The sequence below is a fragment of the Pseudomonas kilonensis genome, assembly GCF_001269885.1.
Classification (GTDB): domain Bacteria; phylum Pseudomonadota; class Gammaproteobacteria; order Pseudomonadales; family Pseudomonadaceae; genus Aquipseudomonas; species Aquipseudomonas kilonensis.
The window spans coordinates 147,389-165,859 of the sequence record NZ_LHVH01000018.1; the positions used below are offsets into that span (position 1 = coordinate 147,389).

Here is an 18,471-nt window from a genome sequence, read left to right on the forward strand (position 1 = left end):
AAAGTATCACCTGCGCAGCAACTATTTTCTGTGGGGTCAGGCTGGGGTGAGCGTCAGCCAGTAACCGCTCAAGTGGCCGGTGACGAGAACCGGGTAGGTCTGGACCAGCATGTTGAGCGTGCGCTGGGTGTCGCTGATAGGAAACGCACCGGAAACACGCAGCTCGGCGATGGCCGGGTCACAGCGCACGAAGCCTCGGCGATAGCGCGCCAACTCGGCGACGAAATCCGCCAGGCGCATCTTGTCGGCCATCAGCATGCCTTGGGTCCAGGCGCCGACGTTGCGATCTGTCGGGGTCAACCGGCCAAAGGCCTGGGACGAGAAGTCAGTGCGCTGCCCGGCGTTGACGATGATCGGCGCGGCCTGGCGCGCATCGGCCAATTCAATCCGCACAGCGCCTTCGAGTACCGCCAGATGGGTGCGCGATTGCAGTTCGCGAACGGTGAACCGCGTGCCCAAGGCCTGCATCCGACCCTCGCGGGTACTGACCAGGAAGGGGCGGGCCTGTGGCGAAGCATCCGGTGCGGTCTGGACCAGGATTTCCCCTTCGCGCACCTGGATGAGCCGCTGCTGGGTGTCGAACAGGACGTCGATGGCCGTGCCGGTATTGAGGATGATGTGAGAACCGTCGGCCAGGGTCAACTCACGACGCTCACCAACAGCGGTGCGGTAGTCGGCGGACCATTGCTGCGATTGCGCCAGTTTCCAGCTGCCCCAGCCGGCGGGAACGACTGCCAGCAGCAACGCCAGTTTGCCGAGGGCCGCGCGCCGTTCGGGGCTGCTTGGGCGATCCAGCGCCGACATCGCCAACGAGCGTGGCAAACCGCCGAGCTTGTTTTGCAACATCTGCGCGCGGGACCAGGCCCGGCCGCGCTCGGGGCTGCTGACTCGCCAGCACTCCCATTCGGCGCGCTCGCTGTCGCTGAGCTCGCGTTCACTCAAGCGCATCAGCCACTCGGCGGCCTCTTCGAGGACCTTGGGGTCGAGCGGTGGCTCATGGCGACGGGTGAGCATTCAGTCCACCAGCATCAGGCATTGCACGAACGCCTGCTTCATGTAGCGTTTGACCGTGATCAGCGAGACGTTCAACTGCTGGGCGATGTCGTCGTATTTCAGGCCGCCGATCTGCGACAGCAGGAATGCCCGTTTGACCGGCGCAGGGAGGGTGTCGAGCATGGCGTCGATGTCGTGCAGGGTTTCCAGCACGAGGAAACGCAATTCGGGGGACGGCACCTCCTGGGCTGGCAAATGCGCGAGCGCCTCCAGGTAGGCACGTTCCAGTGCCTTGCGCTGATACCAGTTGACGAGGATGCCCTTGGCCACGCAGCTCAGGTAGGCCCGGGGTTGGTCAATGGCGGTGACTTGCGAGGCCAGAATGCGCGTGAAGGTGTCTTGCGCCAGGTCCGCCGCATCCATGGCGTTGCCCAGCTTTTTCTTCAGCGTGGCGTACAGCCAGCCATGATGACCAGCGTACAGCGCTTCGATCACGCGCAGATGATTGTCGTTGTTCGCGGGCAGGGTTTCGCTCATGGCTGCAGCTTTTTGCAATTGAGAAGTATTCCCAATGCTAATGGACAACTTGTCCGCGACGCAAGCGGCATTCAGCAACCCTGTTTCAGCTACGCGGACGGCTCGCGGGCCCGTAACGCAATGCAATGACGGGGATCAGCGCCAGCACATAGGCCAGGCAAACGAACAGGTAGGTGTATTGCAACCCGTAGACCTGGCTGAGCAACCCACCGATCGAAATGCCCGCGATCGAAGCGAATTGCGTGGTGCCCTGGGCAATGCCCAGCACGTGTCCTTGTCGCGAGCTGTCGGCGGATTTCGAAATGAGGGCCATCAGCACTGGCGTGGTGGCACCCAGCAGCACCCCCCAGATGAAGTAGGCCATGACAAATACGATGGCGTTGCGCGTGACCCCCGCGAGGGCGGTCAGGGCGATACAGCCGAGCACGATGAAGAGGATGCGCTGCAAGGTTTGCTGTTGGGTACGGTGCTCGAAATAACGCGACCAGGCCGTGGCCGACAGAATGAAACCCAGCGCCAGCAAGCCGTAGCACAGGCCGACGAGCGAGTTGCTGACGTCGAATACCGCGCTCACATACAAGGCGAATGACGTTTGCGGCAGCATCCGCGCCAACAACAGAATGCCCATGACGCACAACAATGACCGCAACGGTGATCCTTGCCAGGGGCTGTCGGTACGGCTCGTCGCGGCCGGGGCCTGGCTGGCCGGGACTTTCTTCACGGGCGGCACATCCGGCAAGGTCACGGCGGCCACCACCGTGCACACTGCGCATAACGCCGAGGCGGTGAGGTTGATCCAGAAGAACGTCGCGTAGTCGAGGATCAGCCCCCCGACTACTGCGCCGAGCAATGAGCCGACATTGGTGGATATTTGCAGAATCGCGAACAGCCGCGCCCGCCGCGATGGGGCTTCGATACTGACGCCGTAGGCCTGCGCCGGGGCGATGTACCCGGCAAAGGCGCCCTGCAAGAAGCGCAGGACCAGAATGATCCAGATATCGCTGCACAGCGCCAGCCCGAGCTGGGTCAGCGACAAGCCTGCCAGGGCGCGGATCATCATCCACTTATGGCCGTAGCGATCACCGATACGGCCCCAGAAGGCACTGGTCAGCATGATGCCCAGCATCGGCCCGACATACACGGCAATGCTGGCGAAGCTGAAAACCGACGCCGAGGACGTCAGCCCGCGCAGGTGAACCGGCCAGAATGGTCCGCTCATTTCCATCGCGCCCATGGAGATGAGCTGGATCGCGAACAGAAGATAAATCAGGACCCTGACGTTCGAACCCTGGACGACACCTGTGTGGAACATGATCAGCCTCGGTGGTTAAACGCCAGCAAGCGGGTAGGGCAGCGTGTGCTGCAGGCGATGACAGGGTCGGCAAGATGCCCGGCTGCACGAGAGGTTGCAAGGTGTCGATACCGCTGCAGCGTCGGTATGCGTGAGTGCTTTGGCGCAGCCTGAAAAAATAAACCCTGGGAGGTGATACTTTTCCGCAGGTCGACTGGCAATAGGAGTGATTACCATTTTCTCTCGTTGGAAAGGATCCTTAAGCCATGTCTGTTGCAAGTCGACCTTGTGGTGAGTCTGCGTTATCCGTCGCGATTCGTACCGCCACGCTGAGTTTCGTTCTGGTCGCAGGAAGCGCCACCGCCTGGGCGGCAACCCCCGAGCAGGAGCCCGCCGCCGATAAAATCTCGAACGCTGCGGTGGTCGGCAACGGGCAAGGCTTGACCCTCGATGCGACCACTATCACCGGTACCGACAACAACCCAGGTGCACTGCCACCCGTGTTGGCCGGTGGTCAAGTGGCACGCGGCGCACGCTTGGGGATGATGGGCAACAAGGACGTGATGGACACACCGTTCAGCGTGACCAGCTACACCGCCAAGACCCTGGCCGACTTGCAAACCGTGACGGTGGCCGATGCCTTGCAGCGAGACCCTTCGGTGCGCTCGACGGGCCAGGTGGGCGGCATCGTCGACTCGTTTTTCATTCGTGGTTTTCCAATCGGCGAGGGTAACCTCGGCGAGCTGGCCTACGATGGCGTATACGGCGTGGCGCCCAACTACCGGGTGTTTACCGACTACGCCGAGCGGGTCGAAGTGCTCAAGGGACCGGGCGCACTGATGTATGGCATGTCGCCGAACAGCGGGGTGGGCGGGGTGATCAATATCGTTCCCAAGCGGCCGTTGGACGAAGACCTGACGCGCTTTACTGGCAGTTATGCGTCTGATTCCTACGTGGGCGGACACTTGGACGTCAGCCGTCGATTCGGCTCGGAAAACCAGTTCGGGGTGCGCTTCAACGGCAGCCTCCAGGGCGGCGACACGGCCGTCGATGACCAGGAACGCGAACTCAACATCGGCGCGATCGCCTTCGATTATCGCGGCGAGCGTTTGCGTTTGAACCTCGACTTCATCAGCCAGAAAGAAAGTTTCGAAGGCGCCTCACGGCCGTTCAACTCCAATGTTGAGATTCCGTCAGCCCCTGACGGTCGCACCAACGCGTCGCAAAAATGGGGTTGGTCGGATACCAAGGAGCAGTCGGCCTTGCTCGGTGGTGAATACGACCTGACGGACGCGGTCACGGTGTTTGCCCACGCCGGTGGCGGCCGGTCGGACGTCAAGCGGATGTCAGACCAGGTGCCACGAATACTCAACAGTGCCGGCGATATCGTCAACAGGCCGGGATATTACAAATTCAACGTGGATCGCTCGACAGCCGACGTGGGGGTACGCGGGATACTTGATACCGGCCCTATCACCCACACGACCACGCTGATGGCGACCACTTATCAGGATGAGCTGTCCCGGGGCATCAACAACGGGCCGAATGTCTCCTCGAACATTTATCACCCGGTGGACGCGCCCAAGCCAGCCATCAATGCGCCCAGGGTGCTGCGCGTATCCGAGTCGCAGTTGTCCGGCTTCGCATTGACCGACACCTTGTCGGCATTGGATGACCGTGTCCAACTGACCCTGGGGTTGCGTCGGCAGAACGTCAAGTCGGAAAATTACAACACCGCCGTTTTCACTCCGTCTTACGACAAAAGCAAAACCACGCCGATGTTCGGTATCGTCGTCAAACCCTGGGAAGACGTATCGCTCTACTACAACTATGTCGAGGGTCTGAGTAAGGGTGACGCTGCGCCAGCTAACGCGACCAATTCCGGGCAAATGTTCGCACCTTATGTATCCAAGCAACACGAGATGGGCGTCAAGTACGAGCACGGCACCTTCATGACCACCCTGGCACTGTTCCAGATCGAGAAGCCCAGTGGCGAGATCGACGCGAACGATGTCTTCTCGGTGCAGGCCGAACAGCGCAACCGTGGCGTGGAACTGAGCGTATTCGGCGAAGTGGCCCCCGGCACACGCCTGATGGGCGGAGTCACACTGCTCGACGGCGAACTGACGGATTCCGCCACCGCGGCCAACCGTGGCAATAAACCGGTGGGCGTGCCTGAGGTACAAGCCAACCTGTGGGCGGAATGGGACACCCCGTGGATGGAGGGCTTTACTCTCACCAGTGGTGCGATTTATACCGGCAGCCAATACGTGAACCAGGCCAATACCCAGGAGCTGGATGCGTGGACTCGCTTTGATGCGGGGGCTCGCTACGCCACCAAGATCGAAGGTCGGCCTACGACTTTCCGAGCCACGGTTCAAAACGTCTTTGATCGCGAATACTGGTCGGGTGTCGCCTCGTATGGGGCGTTCTCTCCCGGTTCTCCGCGCACATTGCAGCTGTCGGCCACGGTCGATTTTTAAGAAGCAGGCAAGGGTGGCTCAAACCAAGGGCCACCCCCCTCGTTTATAGCGATCGATCAGAACTTTTTCGGCACAGGCAGGGGCCGGTCGATACCGTCACGGTCAGCAGCGCGTCGCGCAGGCAAGGGCACCAGCGAAACCAATTCCTCTTCGACGATTTGATTGCTCATGGCCAATTCCAGCTCGGGGCAGTCAATGCTGAGCCAGTCACCGTGCTGGAGCGGCACATTCGCGGTGCGATGGCTCAAGCTGTGAAACACGTAATGAACCAGCCCAGGCTCGAGAAACTGCTCATGTTTCTCCAGAAACTCCTCTGAGTATCGGCGCAAACTCTGCCAGCGATGCAAACTCATCCGGTGGTGACTTGCCGTCAAGGGTTGGCCGTCGCGTTCTATCTGGACATTGATGGCCAAGTCAGCCTGCAGTTCCCCCACGATCAATGCCGGGGCAATCGCACAGGTACGCAAGTGCGCATGCGTTGAAGAAATGGCGTCACGACTGTGCAATACATGATCGTGAATATCGTTGCCCAGGGTAAAACCAATGAAGCGCAGCGCACCAAACGGGTCGACCCAATAAAGGCAGACAATGCACGGTTCGCTACTGATGCTTTGCGAATGATAAGGCACCTGCAAAGGGTCGCCGTCGGTCTTGAGCAGTCGGCCGTTACCTTTGTAATACCAGGCTTGTTCCGTCTTGGCGGTACAGAGGGTGATTTCGCTGATCTGGACCAATAAGTTGTTATCGGGTTTGAGCGGCGGTCGGTATTTCACCGCCGCAGGCGTAAGCGGGTAGGGTGTGGACGGTAGGTCCTTGAGATAGGACTCCCAGTCCATATTCCGATCCGCGCAATGGGCCAGGGCTTCATACAGATTTCCCTGGGGGGGACGCACCTCCCGGCTTTGCCCGGACTTGAAGTCAAATACGCCAAGGCCTCCTCGCGGCACTGGAGAGTCCAGCAACATTACATAATGGGTCATCACTTATCCTCCAGGGTCAAGCGTGCGGACAGGGGGGCGTAGTCCTTGAGTCCGTTGAACGCCGGGTTTGCCTCTTTGAGCCGTAAGGACAGCAAGCCCCCCGTGATACTTCCGGCCAGTGCCAGGAACAGAATCGCAGTGAGTCCCCACGTCATGGCGATGTAGCCGGCGACGACAGGCGCGACGCCTCCTCCAAGAATCTCTCCGCAGCCCACCACCAGGCCCGTCGCGGTGGCCAATAAACTGGGCGGCACTGATTCGCTGGTCAGTGGACCGACCGTCATGCAGATCAGGCTGAAGTTGATAAAGGACAAGAAAAATAATTGAAGGAACAGTAGCCAGGGCAACGGTGGGCTGATGATCAATAAACCCACCAACAGCGCGCTGATCATGAAGCAGATGGAGACCACGGGCTTGCGACCCAGTTGGTCGGACAAGCCGGGAATGACCAACTGGCCAAAAAAACCACCCAGGCCAATTGCAGAAATGATCATGGCCATGGAGAAATTGCTCAGGTGCAGAATGTCTGTCAGGTAGCTGGGGAGCAGGGCACACAGAACGAACTGGCACGTCAGTATGCAAAGCATCAAGGCAATATTGAGCCGCACATTCCCGCTGGACAGGGCCGTCCTCCACTGACTTTTGGAGGTGCGTGCAATCGACACCGCGCTGGGCGCCTGGGTCGGTTGGTAGGTTCTATAGAGGTACCAGGCCACTAACAGGCCGGGTAACGAAATGATGGCGAACACGGCGCGCCAGGATCCGAATATTTCCAGCAAGACGCCCGCCAGCAGCGGTCCGAGGCACAGGCCGATGATGGGGAACAAGGCCTGTTGAATCCCTAGATTGAGTCCGCGCCGGGAAGGCTGCGAGACTTCATCGGTGACAATGATACTGACCGGAGTGAAGGCGCCTTCGCAGACGCCCATCAAGGCGCGCAAGAGCACCAGGCCCACCAGGCTGGTGATCAATGCAGACGCACCGGCCAGGAGCGATAGCAGGGTGATCGACAGCACCAGCAACTTCTTGGGGCCCAGTACCCTGATGGCGGCACCCATGAACAGGGCAGAGCCTCCCCATGCAAATGCCAGGATGGCCGACAACATGCTCAAGTCCTGATAGTCCAGGGCCAAGTCACGCATGATCACCGGGAACAGCGGCATGATAATGAACCTGTCCAGTCCTACCAGCCCGAAGCTCAGCGACAGAAGCGTGATCATGCGTCTTTCATAGCCGCCCCAAGGTCGAGTGACCAGATATTTCATCTCCATGTTCCTTCCCCTTCTTTCCCTAGTGCTTTCGAAGCCCTCTCGAACGAGGTGAACGTCTGCGATCGATACGCCTGTAACCAGGGGCAGGTGTGCCCCTGGCTGGGTGCCGGTGTTTTACGGGGCTGTCAGGCGACCCACTTGCCCACGGCCATTTCCGCGGTGAAACCGGGGCCGAAGGCCGCCAGCATGCCCGTCGCGCCATCGACAAGCCCGCTGTCAAACTGGCGCTTGAGCACATCGAAGACCACCACGCTGGCGATGTTCCCGGCTTCGCTCAAGCTGTCGCGAGACTGCGCGACCCGACCGGGATGCAGGTCCAGTTGCAGGACCAGTTCATCAAGAATTTTCCGTCCGCCGGTATGGAAGATGAAAAAGTCATTTTGGGCGCAATGTTGATTGAAGGTCTCGTAGTTCAATTCCTCCATCATCGGTGCGACATCTTTAATGGAGTTCATGACGGCTTTGTCCAAGGTAAAGTGAAAGCCACTGTCCTTAACGTCGTATTTGATGTAGTGCTCGCTATCAGGCAGGAAGTAAGACCCGGTCTTGGCGATCTTGAAACCAGGCGCCTTGTCATCGGCGCGCATGACGCAGGCCGATACGGCATCGCCGAATAACGCCGCCGATATGAACGCGTGCAACTTGGTGTCCTGGGGTTGATAGCAGAGCGATGAGAACTCCAGGGAGACGATGAGGACATGGTTGTCCGGCGCCCGGCTGGCAAAATCATTGGCTCGATTGATCGCCGCAGCACCTGCCACGCAGCCCAATTGAGCGATGGGCAGTTGTACGGTCGACGTTCGCAGGCCCAGGTCATTGATCAGGTGGGCCGTCAGCGAAGGCATCATGAAACCCGTGCACGATGTCACCGCGACCATGCGAATGTCGTCGGTGGTCAGCCCGGCATTCTCAATGGCTTGGCGCGCCGCGATGGACGACATGCGGCGGGCTTCGCGCTCATAAACGATGCTGCGATGGGTAAAGCCGGTATGCACCGCCAGTTCATCGATAGGCAGGACCAAGTGCCGTTCGTTTACCTGTGTGTTTTGAATCATTCGTTTGGCAAGTGCCATTCGTGGATGATCATCATGCAACTGCTCCAGATGCTCGATCATTTGTTGCTGGGTGATCTTGTATTGCGGAAACAACAGACTGGGTTTGCAAAGAGTAGACATGACAAGTCCTCGGCTAGAAGCCAATAAAGTTAGAAGCACATTTAAGGCAATGACTGCAAAGCAGGACTCTGAAAGACAGAATCAAAGCAGCGGGCTGGGAGGCCAAAAACTTGACTGTTGTTATCGAAAGAGCGGGGTGTAGCGGACGCCTTGTTGGTTATTTCACCAAGACAAACTTATAGGCATATTGCCAGGCCAAGTTGCTTTCCCGGACATGTTTGCGAATAACCATGCGCACGGGCGCACCGCTGACGACTTGCCGGGGATCGATGACATCAACGATTTCCGAGGCAATCACCAGGCCATCATCCAGGCGCACCATCGCCATGAAACGGGGCACGGTTTCGCCATAGCCCATGGCCGCCAGTATCGGATTCTCGGCATGAGCGCTGACTTGGATCGTGCCGGTGCGTGCGCAGCGATACGGTTCCACATTCAACGAATTGCACGCGCCACACACTGTGCGCCGGGGGAAGAAGATCTCGTCGCAATCCTGGCAACGGCTGCCTTCGAGACGGTATTTGCCGCCGTGCTCGCGCCATTCGCGCAACATGCTGGCAGTGGTCATGCGGTGAATTTGTTCAGGGTAAAGGGACATGGTCGGCTCCTTAATCGTTGGAAAGCACAATGACACTGTTGTGCGCGGCGTAACCGCCCAGGTTTTGCGAGACGCCAATACGGGCGCCTTTGACTTGGTTGTTGGACTCGCCGCGAAGCTGTCGGAACAACTCAGTAATGTGCAAAATCCCATCGCAACCGGAGGCGTGGCCGCGCCCGATGTTGCCGCCGTCAGTGTTCAGGGGAAGTTGCCCATCAAGGGCTATGCCGCCTTCCAATACGAAGTCGCCTGCCTGGCCTGGACCACATACGCCCATGGACTCCATTTGAATCAGCCCGGCGCCCAGCAAGTCGTAGACTTGCGCCACATCGATATCCTTTGCAGTGATACCGGCTTTTTTGTAGGCGATTTCGGCGCAGGCTATCGAGTTGGCGGAAACCGCCATGCCTACATCTTTTGGCAGCCCCGGAAATTGCAGCGTCGGGTTGTGATAGCGCGTGCCGAAATAGTGCGATACGCCGGTGTAGGCACAGCCACGGATAAATACCGGTTGGGTCGTGTAACGGTGCGCAAGGTGTTCGGCCACCAGGATGGCGCAACCGCTGGCTTCACCCCAGGCCAACATCGAGCCACAGGCTTCGCTACTCTTGAGTGCTTCGAGGGACGGAATCGGCACGCCATAGCGGGTAGCCATGGGGGTGTTGTGGGCATAGATACGCATCTGCCGCCCAAACGTCGCCAATACATCCGCTTCGCGTCCTGCATAACCGAACTTTTCAAAATACTCGGCGGTCGCCAGGGCGAAGGCGTCTGTGTGTGAGATGCCGAGAAAATAATCGTATTCACATTCAGTGCTGGAGCCGATGTACTCGGCGTAGTTGATGTGGTCGGTCATTTTTTCAAAGCCGCCGCACAGAACGATGTCGTATTCACCTGAGGCGACCATTTGGTGGGCCATCTGGAAAGACACCGAGCTGCTGGTGCAGTTGGCAGTACTCATGAACGTGGGGGCAGGGCTGATACCCAGGGCATCGGAAATGGTCGGGCCCAGGCCTCCGTACTCAGAAATGCCTTCACCGTGGTAGCCATAGGCAACTGCCTGGAGTTCGCGGGGATGCATCTTGATGGCGTTGAGTGCTTGGTAGGCGGACTCGACGATCATCTCCTTGAAGGTCTGACGAACTCTGGAACTGCCCGGTTTAGGGGTATAGGCAGCCGAAACGATAGCAACGCGTCGTGCGCTCATAAAAAAGTGCTCCTTGCTGGATGGATTGGAATCAGAGATAGGCCGTCAGGGCATAGTCGGGCCGCAAGTATTTGAACTCGTACTTGATCGACGTCCCGTAATCCACGTAGTACTTATCCTCCAGCAGCGTGCGCAGCGGAACGTTGGTCTTTTGATAGGCTTCGATGGCATCGGTGACGGTCAAGGCAATGGCATCGCTGCCCGCACCAAACCCATAGGAAACCACCAGGATTCTTTCACCGGGACGCGCTTGATCGAGGACGTTGACCAAACCCAGCAAAGGGCTTGCTGCCCCGGCATCACCGACATTCTGGGCATAGATGCCAGGTTCGATTTGCGCCGTCGTGAAGCCCAGGTGCTTGCCGAGAGAGTAGGGGGTTGAGACCAGGTTTTGCTGGAAGACGACATAATCGAAATCAGCAGCCTGCGCATGGATCTTGGCCATCAATCCCGAGGCAGCACGGCGAGTCTGGTCTTCAAGGCCGATGCTGTTCTTGTCCGAGCCCAGTCCCATTCCCGACCGGATATAGCGGTCCCCTTGAGGCCTGATGTTGTCAGCGACATCCGCCGCGCAGGAAAAACTTGCGTCAAAGTACGCGATCACATTTTCTGTACCCAACAGCAGGGCCGCGGCGCCCGCTCCGGCGTAGGACTCTGTCAAATCACCGGGGGCGGTGTTGCGGTTGATCGTATCGGCGCCCACCGCCAACGCGTTGCCCACCATGCCCGATGCTACCAAGGCGTATGCGATCTGAAGGGCGCTGGTGCCTGATTTGCCGGCAAACTGCACGTCTGCACAGAAGGCGTCGTAGCCGCAGCCGAGCATTTCCAGGATGATCGCCGCCGAGGCCCGGGAGTCATAAGGATTGGTGCAGGTGCCAAGATAAAGCGCTTCAAGGGAACAAGGCGGCGCTTTGTCCAACGCGCGTTGCGCGGCTAGCACGCCCAAGGTGATGACGTCTTCATCAGGTTGCAGCACAGCCCTTTCAAGGATGCCCAATTGACCCTTTACCAAGCTCAAATCGGTGTTTTTCCACACCTGGATCACGTCGTCCACCTTGAGCCGGCAGACCGGGATGCCCGCGCCATAGCTCACAATTCCTACTTTATTCATGTGTACTTCCTCCAGATTCCGTTCTTTCACCTGCTGGCAGAACGCCGTGACAGGTGCATGAAATATTTAGAAACTATCTATTGGTGCTCGCAAAGTGATAAATGGCGGTCCCATGCCTCATAAATCGGCAGGTCCAAGCGACAGAACCTACCGGTCAACCTATGAACAATAGGCTTGTTTTCGTACAATCATTATGTATGATACGAAACGTACCGTATCGTTAAGGTAGCGTTAAAAATTTATGACTTTCCTTCTCGTATCTCCCTATATAGAGGTAATAAGCGCTCAAGAGACCCCCTGCTAAGCAGAAGCTGAGATCAAATAAACATACAAAACGAAACGATCCGTTTCATTGCTTTTCGAGAGAATCCTATACCCTGAGTCTCTTTTGTCAAGCGCCATATTGGAGATTTTGATTTATGGCCCGTAAACCATCTCGGAGCTCCATTGGCTCATTGAGGAGCCCTCACACGCACAAAGCGATCATCATTTCTGCCATAGAAACCCTCAAGGAGTGCGGTTACTCGGGGCTGAGCATCGAGGCGGTGGCCCGTCGCGCTGGCGCGAGCAAACCGACAATCTACCGGTGGTGGGGTAACAAGGCAGCCTTGATCGCCGAGGTCTACGAGAGTGAAAGCGAGCAGATTCGCAAAGAGCCTGATAAAGGCTCTTTCAAGGAGAACCTCAATTTCTTGCTGCTCAATCTCTGGAAGGTCTGGCGAGAAACAATTTGCGGGGAGGCTTTTCGGTGTGTCATCGCTGAGGCGCAACTCGATCCCTGCACGCTGCCCAAACTGAAAGATGAATTCATGGAGCGACGTAGGGAGTTGCCTCGCAAGCTGGTGGAAAATGCTATTCAGCAGGGCGAGTTGCCCAAGGACACGTCGCGTGAATTGCTCCTGGACATGATCTTTGGGTTTTGCTGGTACCGGCTTTTGACTGAGCAGTTGGAGGTGGAAGCAGATATCAATGAGTTCACGACACTGCTGCTGAACGGGGCAATGCGCTCGACTTCGACGGCGGTTCAAGACGCCGCCGAAGCCTGATTATCGGGAGGGGTTGCGCTTATTTCGTGCCGCTGAATCGTGCATGAAGGCTCGGCAGGATGCTGGCCAGGTGGTTGAACTCACACAAGTCATGCACCGCAAATTCATAAGCCAGGGTTTCCAGCTCCACTTCGCCCAGGCCGTTTTCTTCCAGTAGCCGAGCGGCTCGCTCGGCGCCTGGAAAACGCTGCATGGCAGGGTGGCTGCCGACCCAGTAGCGGCTCGTCAGGTACAAACCCTCCGGACACTCCTTGAACAAGTGCGCCATCAGCGACACCGGCACTTGCGGTTCGTGGGCCAGGCTCATCAAGGCGCTGACGCTGCCGTCTATTTTGGATTCGCGGTACAGATCCGGACAGAAGCCCAGCTCGCAGGGGGCCCTGAAATCAATATGCAGGTGCATGAGACGGTCACCGACGTACTCAGAGGCGCAAAAGGTATTGCCGTACAAACGCTCCTCGAAGCTCAGGGTATCGTCGAGGAGGCGCTCGTGATGAACGCAGGGGTTTTCCACATGGGCATAAGGAAACCACAGGGTGTAGCGTTCAGCCTCCAGCGGATGCCACATGAACCACCACTTGAGCATTTCAGCTGTGCAGTTGGGGAAAAACTTGCGACTTTGCACGTAGGCCATCGGCCCTGGCAGCAGGGCGTATCCGGCCTCTTCGCTAATGAAATCAGCGGCGAGCATGCGGTTAAGGTCTTCAACGCTGGGCGTCAAGGTGTCAGCCAAGGCCATGGGGCCTTGCTGTATTTTTTCGACGGCACTGAGCGGCACGCTGATCTTCGAGCGGAAAAAGTCGGCGTAGGGTTTGCCTTGGATGGCCCGCTGATTGGCCAGGAACTGCTTCTGCATTGGCAATGAGAAGTAGGTGAAAGGTGTCATTACGCGCGCTTCCATGACGGTATTTCCTTGGTAGTGCGTGAAAAGCCCGCAGCATCGGCTGCGAAGTCCTCGCGCGGTGTTGTAAAGGGACAATGACGGGACCAAAATAGGTAGGCCAAAATAAAAAGTCAAATTTGAATTAGAACTATAAAGAGATGAGCTCATGGACAATGCCATTGGCAAGCCTTCCCTGCCTCGTGCTTCGCGACTCGATGGGCAGGCAACGCGGTTGCAGATTCTGGAAAAGGCGGGTGAGTTGTTTGCCGAACAAGGGTTGGCCAACACCACCAGCAAGCAGATTTGCGAACGTTCGCAAGCCAACAGCGCGGCGGTGAATTATCACTTCGTAAACAAAGAGGGCCTGTACCGCGCGGTATTGCTCGAAGCCCACGCTCGGTTGGTGCGCATGGAAACGCTGGTTTCGCTTAACGAGCGGCCAGGGTCGCCGCAAGACAAATTACGTGCCCTCATCACCGTGTTGGTCGAGCGCCTGCACGACCATCCGGATGGTTGGGCGCTGAAAGTGCTCACGCGCGAAGTGCTTTCGCCTTCTCCCGAGTTTGAGGTGGTACTCAAGGAGCAGTCGTTTCCCAAGGCGCACATACTGCGTGGCTTGCTGGGGCAAATCATGAACTTGCCAGCAGATCACCCGACAACCTTGCGCAGCGCCATCAGCGTCTTCGCCCCCTGTCTTTTTTTGCTTATCGCCCATCAGCCGTTAAAGCAGCATGTACTGCAAGGCTTGAATCTCGAGCCGCAAGGTTTGATCGACCACATGATGAGCTATGCCCTTGGTGGGCTCCAGGCAGTGGCCGCGACTGCGCACGACGCTGCAAACTGACGCGGGGTCGATGGTTATGGGGGCTACCGTTGGCGCGCGTCCATTGAGTAGGCGCCGCCGCCGCGCGCGACGATGTAGAGCGCAAGAAAACCCATCAGCACCGGAAACTCGATGCCTCGATCTATCCAAGGCCATGTCGGTCCCAGCGCGTAGCTGATGGCAACCATCTCTAAGGCGATCAGCAGGGCGACGAGTCGCGTGCCAAGCCCCATCACCAGCATGAGCGCACCGACCGTCTCCAGGAGCATGACCAGGAAGGCAAGTTGTGCAGCGAAAGGCAGTCCCATCACGTTCTGGATGAGGTTGATCGACGCGGTCATTGGATCCGCCATCGAACCGTGGGCGGTGCGCAGAACCTTCGGCAAACCGTGGGTAAACAGGACCACGGCGAAGACGATCCGCAGCAAGGCGTACAGGCAAGGTTCGAGGCGGGCGACTCGTGCAGTCACCGTGGCCACCGCGCCGCGCAGCGATGATAGGTCTTGAGTTGTCATGGGGAATCCTTGGCAGGGTTGCTTGAAGCGCTGATACGTGACGTCGATAGGTTTTTTGAATACTCCGAAGGCGCTATTGTCCTTTGGCAGGCAGCCCCATCTTCGCCAGCGTCAGCGTTTCATCCGCGCGCCCCCATCCGCCGTCTGCCACCTCTTCGACCAGCACCATGGTGAACGGACGGACTCCCTCGCCGAAGTACTCGACGAACATTTCTGTGGTGCGATGGATGATCTCTTCTTTGCGAGCGTGGTCCAGGATCCCTTCGGGGAATTTGTAGTTGGCAAATGGCATAGGTTTGCTCCGTGGGTGTGAGAAAGATGCGGCAGGGCGAAGGCCCCTGGCGCGCATCTTTCTCCTTTACGCCCTTGGAATAAATCCCTCTGGGTTGGCATCAGCATTCAACGTACGTGAACAATCGGCCGTCTGGACTCAGTGCGAATGACGCGGCTCACCACTACGAGCGATCACGCGCAGATGCAACGTCGCCGGCTCCAGGCAGCCCCCGGTGGACAGTTGCCCCACCAGTTGCCGGTACAACTCCTGCCAGGGCGTTTGCGAAGGCGGGATGTTCGGCGTCCATGCGAGTCGGCGCCGGGCCATCTCTTCATCGTCGATCAGCAGGTTCACGGTGCGTGTGTTCAGGTCCACTTTCAGCCGGTCGTTGGTTTTCAGCAACGCCAGGCCGCCGCCCACGGCCGCTTCCGGGGACATGTTGAGGATCGATGGGCTCGCCGAGGTGCCGCTCTGGCGGCCGTCGCCGAGGCAGGGCAGGGAGTCGATGCCTTGCTTGATCAGTGCCGCCGGCGGGGCCATGTTCACCACTTCGGCACTGCCGGGGTAGCCCACGGTGCCGACACCGCGAATGACCAGGATGCAGCGCTCGTCGATGTCCAGCGCCGGGTCGTCGATGCGGGCGTGGTAATCCTCCGGCCCTTCGAACACGATGGCCCGGGTTTCAAAGCTGTTCTCGGCGCCGGGCTCGGACAGGTAGGTCTTGCGAAACGCCTCGCCCACCACCGACATCTTCATGATCGCGCTGTCGAAGAAATTGCCGCTGAGCACGATAAAGCCGGCGCGGTGCTTGAGTGGGGTATCGAAGGGATAGATCACATCGGCGTTGCTGGTCAGGCTGTTGCTGACGATTTCGCCGACGGTCCTGCCGCTGACCGTGGCGCAGTCTTCGTGCAGGCGTCCGGCTTTTTGCAGTTCGTGCATGACCGCTGGCACGCCGCCGGCCCGATGGAAGCCTTCACCCAGGTACTTGCCTGCCGGCATGCAATTGACCAGCAGCGGCACGTCTTCGCCAATCCGTTGCCAGTCGTCCAGGCTCAACTCGACGCCCATGTGTCGGGCGATGGCGATCAGGTGCGGTGGGCAGTTGCTCGAAGCGCCGAGTGCCGAGGCGACGGCGATGGCGTTCTCGAAGGCCTGGCGGGTCATGATCTGCGACGGGCGTATGTCTTGCAGCACCAGTTCGCAGATGCGCTTGCCGGTGGCGTAGGCCATTTGCCCGCGCTCGCGATAGGGCGCCGGGATGCTCGCGCAACCGGGCAACGACATGCCCAGGGCTTCGGCCAGGGCGTTCATCGACAAGGCGGTGCCCATGGTGTTGCAGTGCCCCACCGACGGCGATGCCGCGGTGGTCATTTCCATGAAGCCTTCGTAGTCGATCTCGCCGGCGGCCATCAGGTTGCGCGCATGCCAGAGCACGGTGCCGGAGCCGATCAGTTCGCCCTTGTGGTGACCGTCGAGCATCGGCCCGCCGGACAGGACAATGGCCGGCAGGTCGGTGGTTGCCGCCGCCATCAGGCAGGCCGGGGTGGTCTTGTCGCAGCCGGTGGTGAGCACCACGCCATCCAATGGATAGCCATGAAGAATCTCCACCAGCCCCAGGTAGGCCAGGTTGCGGTCCAGCGCGGCGGTGGGGCGGCGCGACTGTTCGGCGATCGGGTGCACCGGGAATTCCATGGGGATGCCACCGGCATCACGGATGCCGGCCTTGACCCGTTGGGCCAGTTCCAGGTGATGGCGGTTACAGGGGGTCAGGTCGCTGCCGGTCTGGGCGATGCCGATGATCGGGCGTCCCGATTGCAGCTCTTCGCGAGTCATCCCGTAGTTCATGTAGCGTTCGACGTACAGGGCGGTCATGTCCGCGTGGGCCGGGTCATTGAACCATTGCTCGCTGCGCAGGCGGCGTTTTGACGTGTCACTCATGATTCATTTCTCTCTTGTAATTGGATGAATCGGTCACGGTCGTGGCGTTTTAGCGCTCCAGCAGTCCTCGGGCGGCGAGGTTACGCAGCAAGGCGCTGACACCAAAGGTCCAGGGCGCGGCATCGCAGCTGTGGGTCACCTGGTTATGCAGGCTGCCGAGCAACGGGCTGCTGATGCTGACCACGTCACCGCGTTTGTGGGTGAAACCGCTGCCGGCATGATCACGGTCTTCGGTGGGGGCGAACAGGGTACCGAGAAACAGCACAAACCCGTCCGGGTATTGGTGATTGGCGTTGAGCGTCTGGCCCGCCAGGTCCTGCGGGTCACGGCTGATCTGGCTCATGGAACTCGAACCCTGCAGGCGGTAGCCGTCTTCGCCCTGTACCTTAAGATCGACCACGCAGGAGCGGACGTCATCCAGGCTGAAGTGTTCGTCAAACAGGCGAATGAACGGCCCGATGGCGCAGGAAGCGTTGTTGTCCTTGGCCTTGCTCAGCAACAGCGCACTGCGGCCTTCGATGTCCCGCAGGTTGACGTCGTTGCCCAGGCTGGCGCCGTGGATCTGGCCCCGGCTGTTCACCGCCAGCACCACTTCCGGTTCCGGGTTGTTCCATTGCGATATCGGATGAATGCCGATGCGGCTGCCGCTGCCCACGGCGGCCAGGACCGGTGCCTTGGTGAAGATTTCCGCATCCGGGCCGATGCCGACCTCCAGGTACTGCGACCACATGCCCTGTTCGATGAGCAGGGCCTTCAGGCGCATGGCTTGCTCGGAGCCCGGCACGATCGTGCGCAGGTTGTCGCCGATCACGCTGTGCACCGTGGCGCGCACGGCTTCGGCCTTCGCCGCGTCGCCGCCGGCCTGTTCCTCGATCACACGCTCGATCATGCTGGCGGCGAAGGTCACGCCGGCGGCCTTGATCACTTGCAAGTCCAGTGGCGGCAACAGCGACGGCTTGCTCGGGTCGGCATCAGGGCCGGTGTTGGCCAGCAGGGCTTCGACACTGGCGATGAAGGTACCGGGCGTCTGTCGCACGGCGGCCAGCGGCGATTCTGTTTCCAGCAGATCGCTCAATGTCGCAAAACGATCCGAGAGATCGAACACACCGTCGCTGCGCAACGCAATGGGCGAAGGCCCGGCGATTCGGCCTGGCACCCAGGCACGACCAATCAGGGTTCCGGCCACGCCATCGACGGGCAGGGTGTTCTCGGGAGTAAGCAGTAGCGACATGGCAAGTCTTCCTGTTCGTAAAGCCTTCACGCTAGGGTGGCCGCTCGATAAACTCCAATGAGATATATTCAGTATTTGATAACGTTGGGTTATCGCCGGCCTGAGGAAT

At 59.1% G+C, this 18,471-nt stretch carries 17 protein-coding genes; 3 read left to right on the forward strand and 14 right to left on the reverse strand.

Annotated elements, in window-relative coordinates:
- Positions 1 to 36: 36 nt before the first annotated feature.
- The 3 genes from AD662_RS12130 to AD662_RS12140 all read right to left on the reverse strand — a co-directional run bounded on the left by AD662_RS12130 (position 37) and on the right by AD662_RS12140 (position 2,842).
- Positions 37 to 1,014 carry a FecR domain-containing protein gene (locus tag AD662_RS12130; RefSeq protein WP_053187527.1) on the reverse strand — a complete coding sequence of 326 codons (978 nt, stop codon included), beginning with the start codon at positions 1,012 to 1,014 and terminating at the stop codon, positions 37 to 39.
- On the reverse strand, positions 1,015 to 1,530 hold the full coding sequence (locus AD662_RS12135; protein WP_018600473.1) for a sigma-70 family RNA polymerase sigma factor: 516 nt from the start codon (positions 1,528 to 1,530) through the stop codon (positions 1,015 to 1,017).
- 85 nt (positions 1,531 to 1,615) lie between these two features.
- Positions 1,616 to 2,842, reverse strand: coding sequence for an MFS transporter (locus AD662_RS12140; protein WP_053187530.1), 1,227 nt, complete (start codon positions 2,840 to 2,842; stop codon positions 1,616 to 1,618).
- A gap of 245 nt (positions 2,843 to 3,087) precedes the next feature.
- Between AD662_RS12140 and AD662_RS12145 the strand changes: the two genes are divergently transcribed.
- Positions 3,088 to 5,304 carry a TonB-dependent receptor gene (locus tag AD662_RS12145; RefSeq protein WP_053187533.1) on the forward strand — a complete coding sequence of 739 codons (2,217 nt, stop codon included), beginning with the start codon at positions 3,088 to 3,090 and terminating at the stop codon, positions 5,302 to 5,304.
- Between the two features lie 56 nt (positions 5,305 to 5,360).
- On the opposite strand, the gene AD662_RS12150 is transcribed toward AD662_RS12145, so the two are convergent.
- From AD662_RS12150 to AD662_RS12175, 6 genes are all read right to left on the reverse strand, one after another.
- Positions 5,361 to 6,284: a hypothetical protein gene (locus tag AD662_RS12150; protein ID WP_018600479.1), complete on the reverse strand. Its 924-nt coding sequence runs from the start codon at positions 6,282 to 6,284 to the stop codon at positions 5,361 to 5,363.
- Complete coding sequence (locus tag AD662_RS12155; protein WP_053187535.1) at positions 6,284 to 7,549, reverse strand: MFS transporter; 1,266 nt, start codon at positions 7,547 to 7,549, stop codon at positions 6,284 to 6,286. Before AD662_RS12155 ends, AD662_RS12150 begins: the two co-directional genes overlap by 1 nt.
- A gap of 131 nt (positions 7,550 to 7,680) precedes the next feature.
- Positions 7,681 to 8,730 (reverse strand): type III polyketide synthase, encoded by a 1,050-nt coding sequence (locus AD662_RS12160; RefSeq protein ID WP_053179038.1) that lies wholly within the window; start codon positions 8,728 to 8,730, stop codon positions 7,681 to 7,683.
- 157 nt (positions 8,731 to 8,887) lie between these two features.
- Positions 8,888 to 9,328 (reverse strand): Zn-ribbon domain-containing OB-fold protein, encoded by a 441-nt coding sequence (locus AD662_RS12165; protein ID WP_018600485.1) that lies wholly within the window; start codon positions 9,326 to 9,328, stop codon positions 8,888 to 8,890.
- A gap of 10 nt (positions 9,329 to 9,338) precedes the next feature.
- Entirely contained in the window at positions 9,339 to 10,535 is a 1,197-nt protein-coding gene (locus AD662_RS12170; RefSeq protein WP_053179042.1) for a thiolase family protein, read from the reverse strand.
- Between the two features lie 31 nt (positions 10,536 to 10,566).
- Positions 10,567 to 11,649, reverse strand: coding sequence for a hydroxymethylglutaryl-CoA synthase (locus AD662_RS12175; protein WP_053187538.1), 1,083 nt, complete (start codon positions 11,647 to 11,649; stop codon positions 10,567 to 10,569).
- 419 nt (positions 11,650 to 12,068) lie between these two features.
- Here AD662_RS12175 and AD662_RS12180 point away from each other — a divergent pair, with 419 nt between their 5' ends.
- Positions 12,069 to 12,695, forward strand: a complete 627-nt coding sequence (locus AD662_RS12180; RefSeq protein WP_053187541.1) for a TetR/AcrR family transcriptional regulator — start codon at positions 12,069 to 12,071, stop codon at positions 12,693 to 12,695.
- Positions 12,696 to 12,714: 19 nt separating this feature from the next.
- Here the strand turns inward: AD662_RS12180 and phlG are convergent, their stop codons facing one another.
- Positions 12,715 to 13,596, reverse strand: a complete 882-nt coding sequence (gene phlG, locus AD662_RS12185) for a 2,4-diacetylphloroglucinol hydrolase (RefSeq protein WP_053187543.1) — start codon at positions 13,594 to 13,596, stop codon at positions 12,715 to 12,717.
- A gap of 148 nt (positions 13,597 to 13,744) precedes the next feature.
- Here phlG and AD662_RS12190 point away from each other — a divergent pair, with 148 nt between their 5' ends.
- Positions 13,745 to 14,422, forward strand: coding sequence for a TetR/AcrR family transcriptional regulator (locus AD662_RS12190; RefSeq protein ID WP_053187546.1), 678 nt, complete (start codon positions 13,745 to 13,747; stop codon positions 14,420 to 14,422).
- A 23-nt stretch (positions 14,423 to 14,445) separates the two neighbouring features.
- On the opposite strand, the gene AD662_RS12195 is transcribed toward AD662_RS12190, so the two are convergent.
- From AD662_RS12195 to AD662_RS12210, 4 genes are all read right to left on the reverse strand, one after another.
- Positions 14,446 to 14,916, reverse strand: coding sequence for a DoxX family protein (locus tag AD662_RS12195; RefSeq protein ID WP_053187548.1), 471 nt, complete (start codon positions 14,914 to 14,916; stop codon positions 14,446 to 14,448).
- Between the two features lie 73 nt (positions 14,917 to 14,989).
- Positions 14,990 to 15,208 carry a tautomerase family protein gene (locus AD662_RS12200; RefSeq protein ID WP_003200762.1) on the reverse strand — a complete coding sequence of 73 codons (219 nt, stop codon included), beginning with the start codon at positions 15,206 to 15,208 and terminating at the stop codon, positions 14,990 to 14,992.
- 138 nt (positions 15,209 to 15,346) lie between these two features.
- Complete coding sequence (locus tag AD662_RS12205) at positions 15,347 to 17,131, reverse strand: IlvD/Edd family dehydratase (RefSeq protein ID WP_053187550.1); 1,785 nt, start codon at positions 17,129 to 17,131, stop codon at positions 15,347 to 15,349.
- Positions 17,132 to 17,180: 49 nt separating this feature from the next.
- On the reverse strand, positions 17,181 to 18,362 hold the full coding sequence (locus AD662_RS12210; protein ID WP_053187553.1) for a fumarylacetoacetate hydrolase family protein: 1,182 nt from the start codon (positions 18,360 to 18,362) through the stop codon (positions 17,181 to 17,183).
- Positions 18,363 to 18,471 lie beyond the last annotated feature (109 nt).

Bases quoted from the DNA above. Each gene is read 5' to 3' on its own strand.
- AD662_RS12130 (WP_053187527.1), bottom strand. From the start codon at position 1,014: ATGCTCACCCGTCGCCATGAGCCACCGCTCGACCCCAAGGTCCTCGAA.
- AD662_RS12135 (WP_018600473.1), bottom strand. From the start codon at position 1,530: ATGAGCGAAACCCTGCCCGCGAACAACGACAATCATCTGCGCGTGATC.
- AD662_RS12140 (WP_053187530.1), bottom strand. From the start codon at position 2,842: ATGTTCCACACAGGTGTCGTCCAGGGTTCGAACGTCAGGGTCCTGATT.
- AD662_RS12145 (WP_053187533.1), top strand. From the start codon at position 3,088: ATGTCTGTTGCAAGTCGACCTTGTGGTGAGTCTGCGTTATCCGTCGCG.
- AD662_RS12150 (WP_018600479.1), bottom strand. From the start codon at position 6,284: ATGACCCATTATGTAATGTTGCTGGACTCTCCAGTGCCGCGAGGAGGC.
- AD662_RS12155 (WP_053187535.1), bottom strand. From the start codon at position 7,549: ATGAAATATCTGGTCACTCGACCTTGGGGCGGCTATGAAAGACGCATG.
- AD662_RS12160 (WP_053179038.1), bottom strand. From the start codon at position 8,730: ATGTCTACTCTTTGCAAACCCAGTCTGTTGTTTCCGCAATACAAGATC.
- AD662_RS12165 (WP_018600485.1), bottom strand. From the start codon at position 9,328: ATGTCCCTTTACCCTGAACAAATTCACCGCATGACCACTGCCAGCATG.
- AD662_RS12170 (WP_053179042.1), bottom strand. From the start codon at position 10,535: ATGAGCGCACGACGCGTTGCTATCGTTTCGGCTGCCTATACCCCTAAA.
- AD662_RS12175 (WP_053187538.1), bottom strand. From the start codon at position 11,649: ATGAATAAAGTAGGAATTGTGAGCTATGGCGCGGGCATCCCGGTCTGC.
- AD662_RS12180 (WP_053187541.1), top strand. From the start codon at position 12,069: ATGGCCCGTAAACCATCTCGGAGCTCCATTGGCTCATTGAGGAGCCCT.
- phlG (WP_053187543.1), bottom strand. From the start codon at position 13,596: ATGGAAGCGCGCGTAATGACACCTTTCACCTACTTCTCATTGCCAATG.
- AD662_RS12190 (WP_053187546.1), top strand. From the start codon at position 13,745: ATGGACAATGCCATTGGCAAGCCTTCCCTGCCTCGTGCTTCGCGACTC.
- AD662_RS12195 (WP_053187548.1), bottom strand. From the start codon at position 14,916: ATGACAACTCAAGACCTATCATCGCTGCGCGGCGCGGTGGCCACGGTG.
- AD662_RS12200 (WP_003200762.1), bottom strand. From the start codon at position 15,208: ATGCCATTTGCCAACTACAAATTCCCCGAAGGGATCCTGGACCACGCT.
- AD662_RS12205 (WP_053187550.1), bottom strand. From the start codon at position 17,131: ATGAGTGACACGTCAAAACGCCGCCTGCGCAGCGAGCAATGGTTCAAT.
- AD662_RS12210 (WP_053187553.1), bottom strand. From the start codon at position 18,362: ATGTCGCTACTGCTTACTCCCGAGAACACCCTGCCCGTCGATGGCGTG.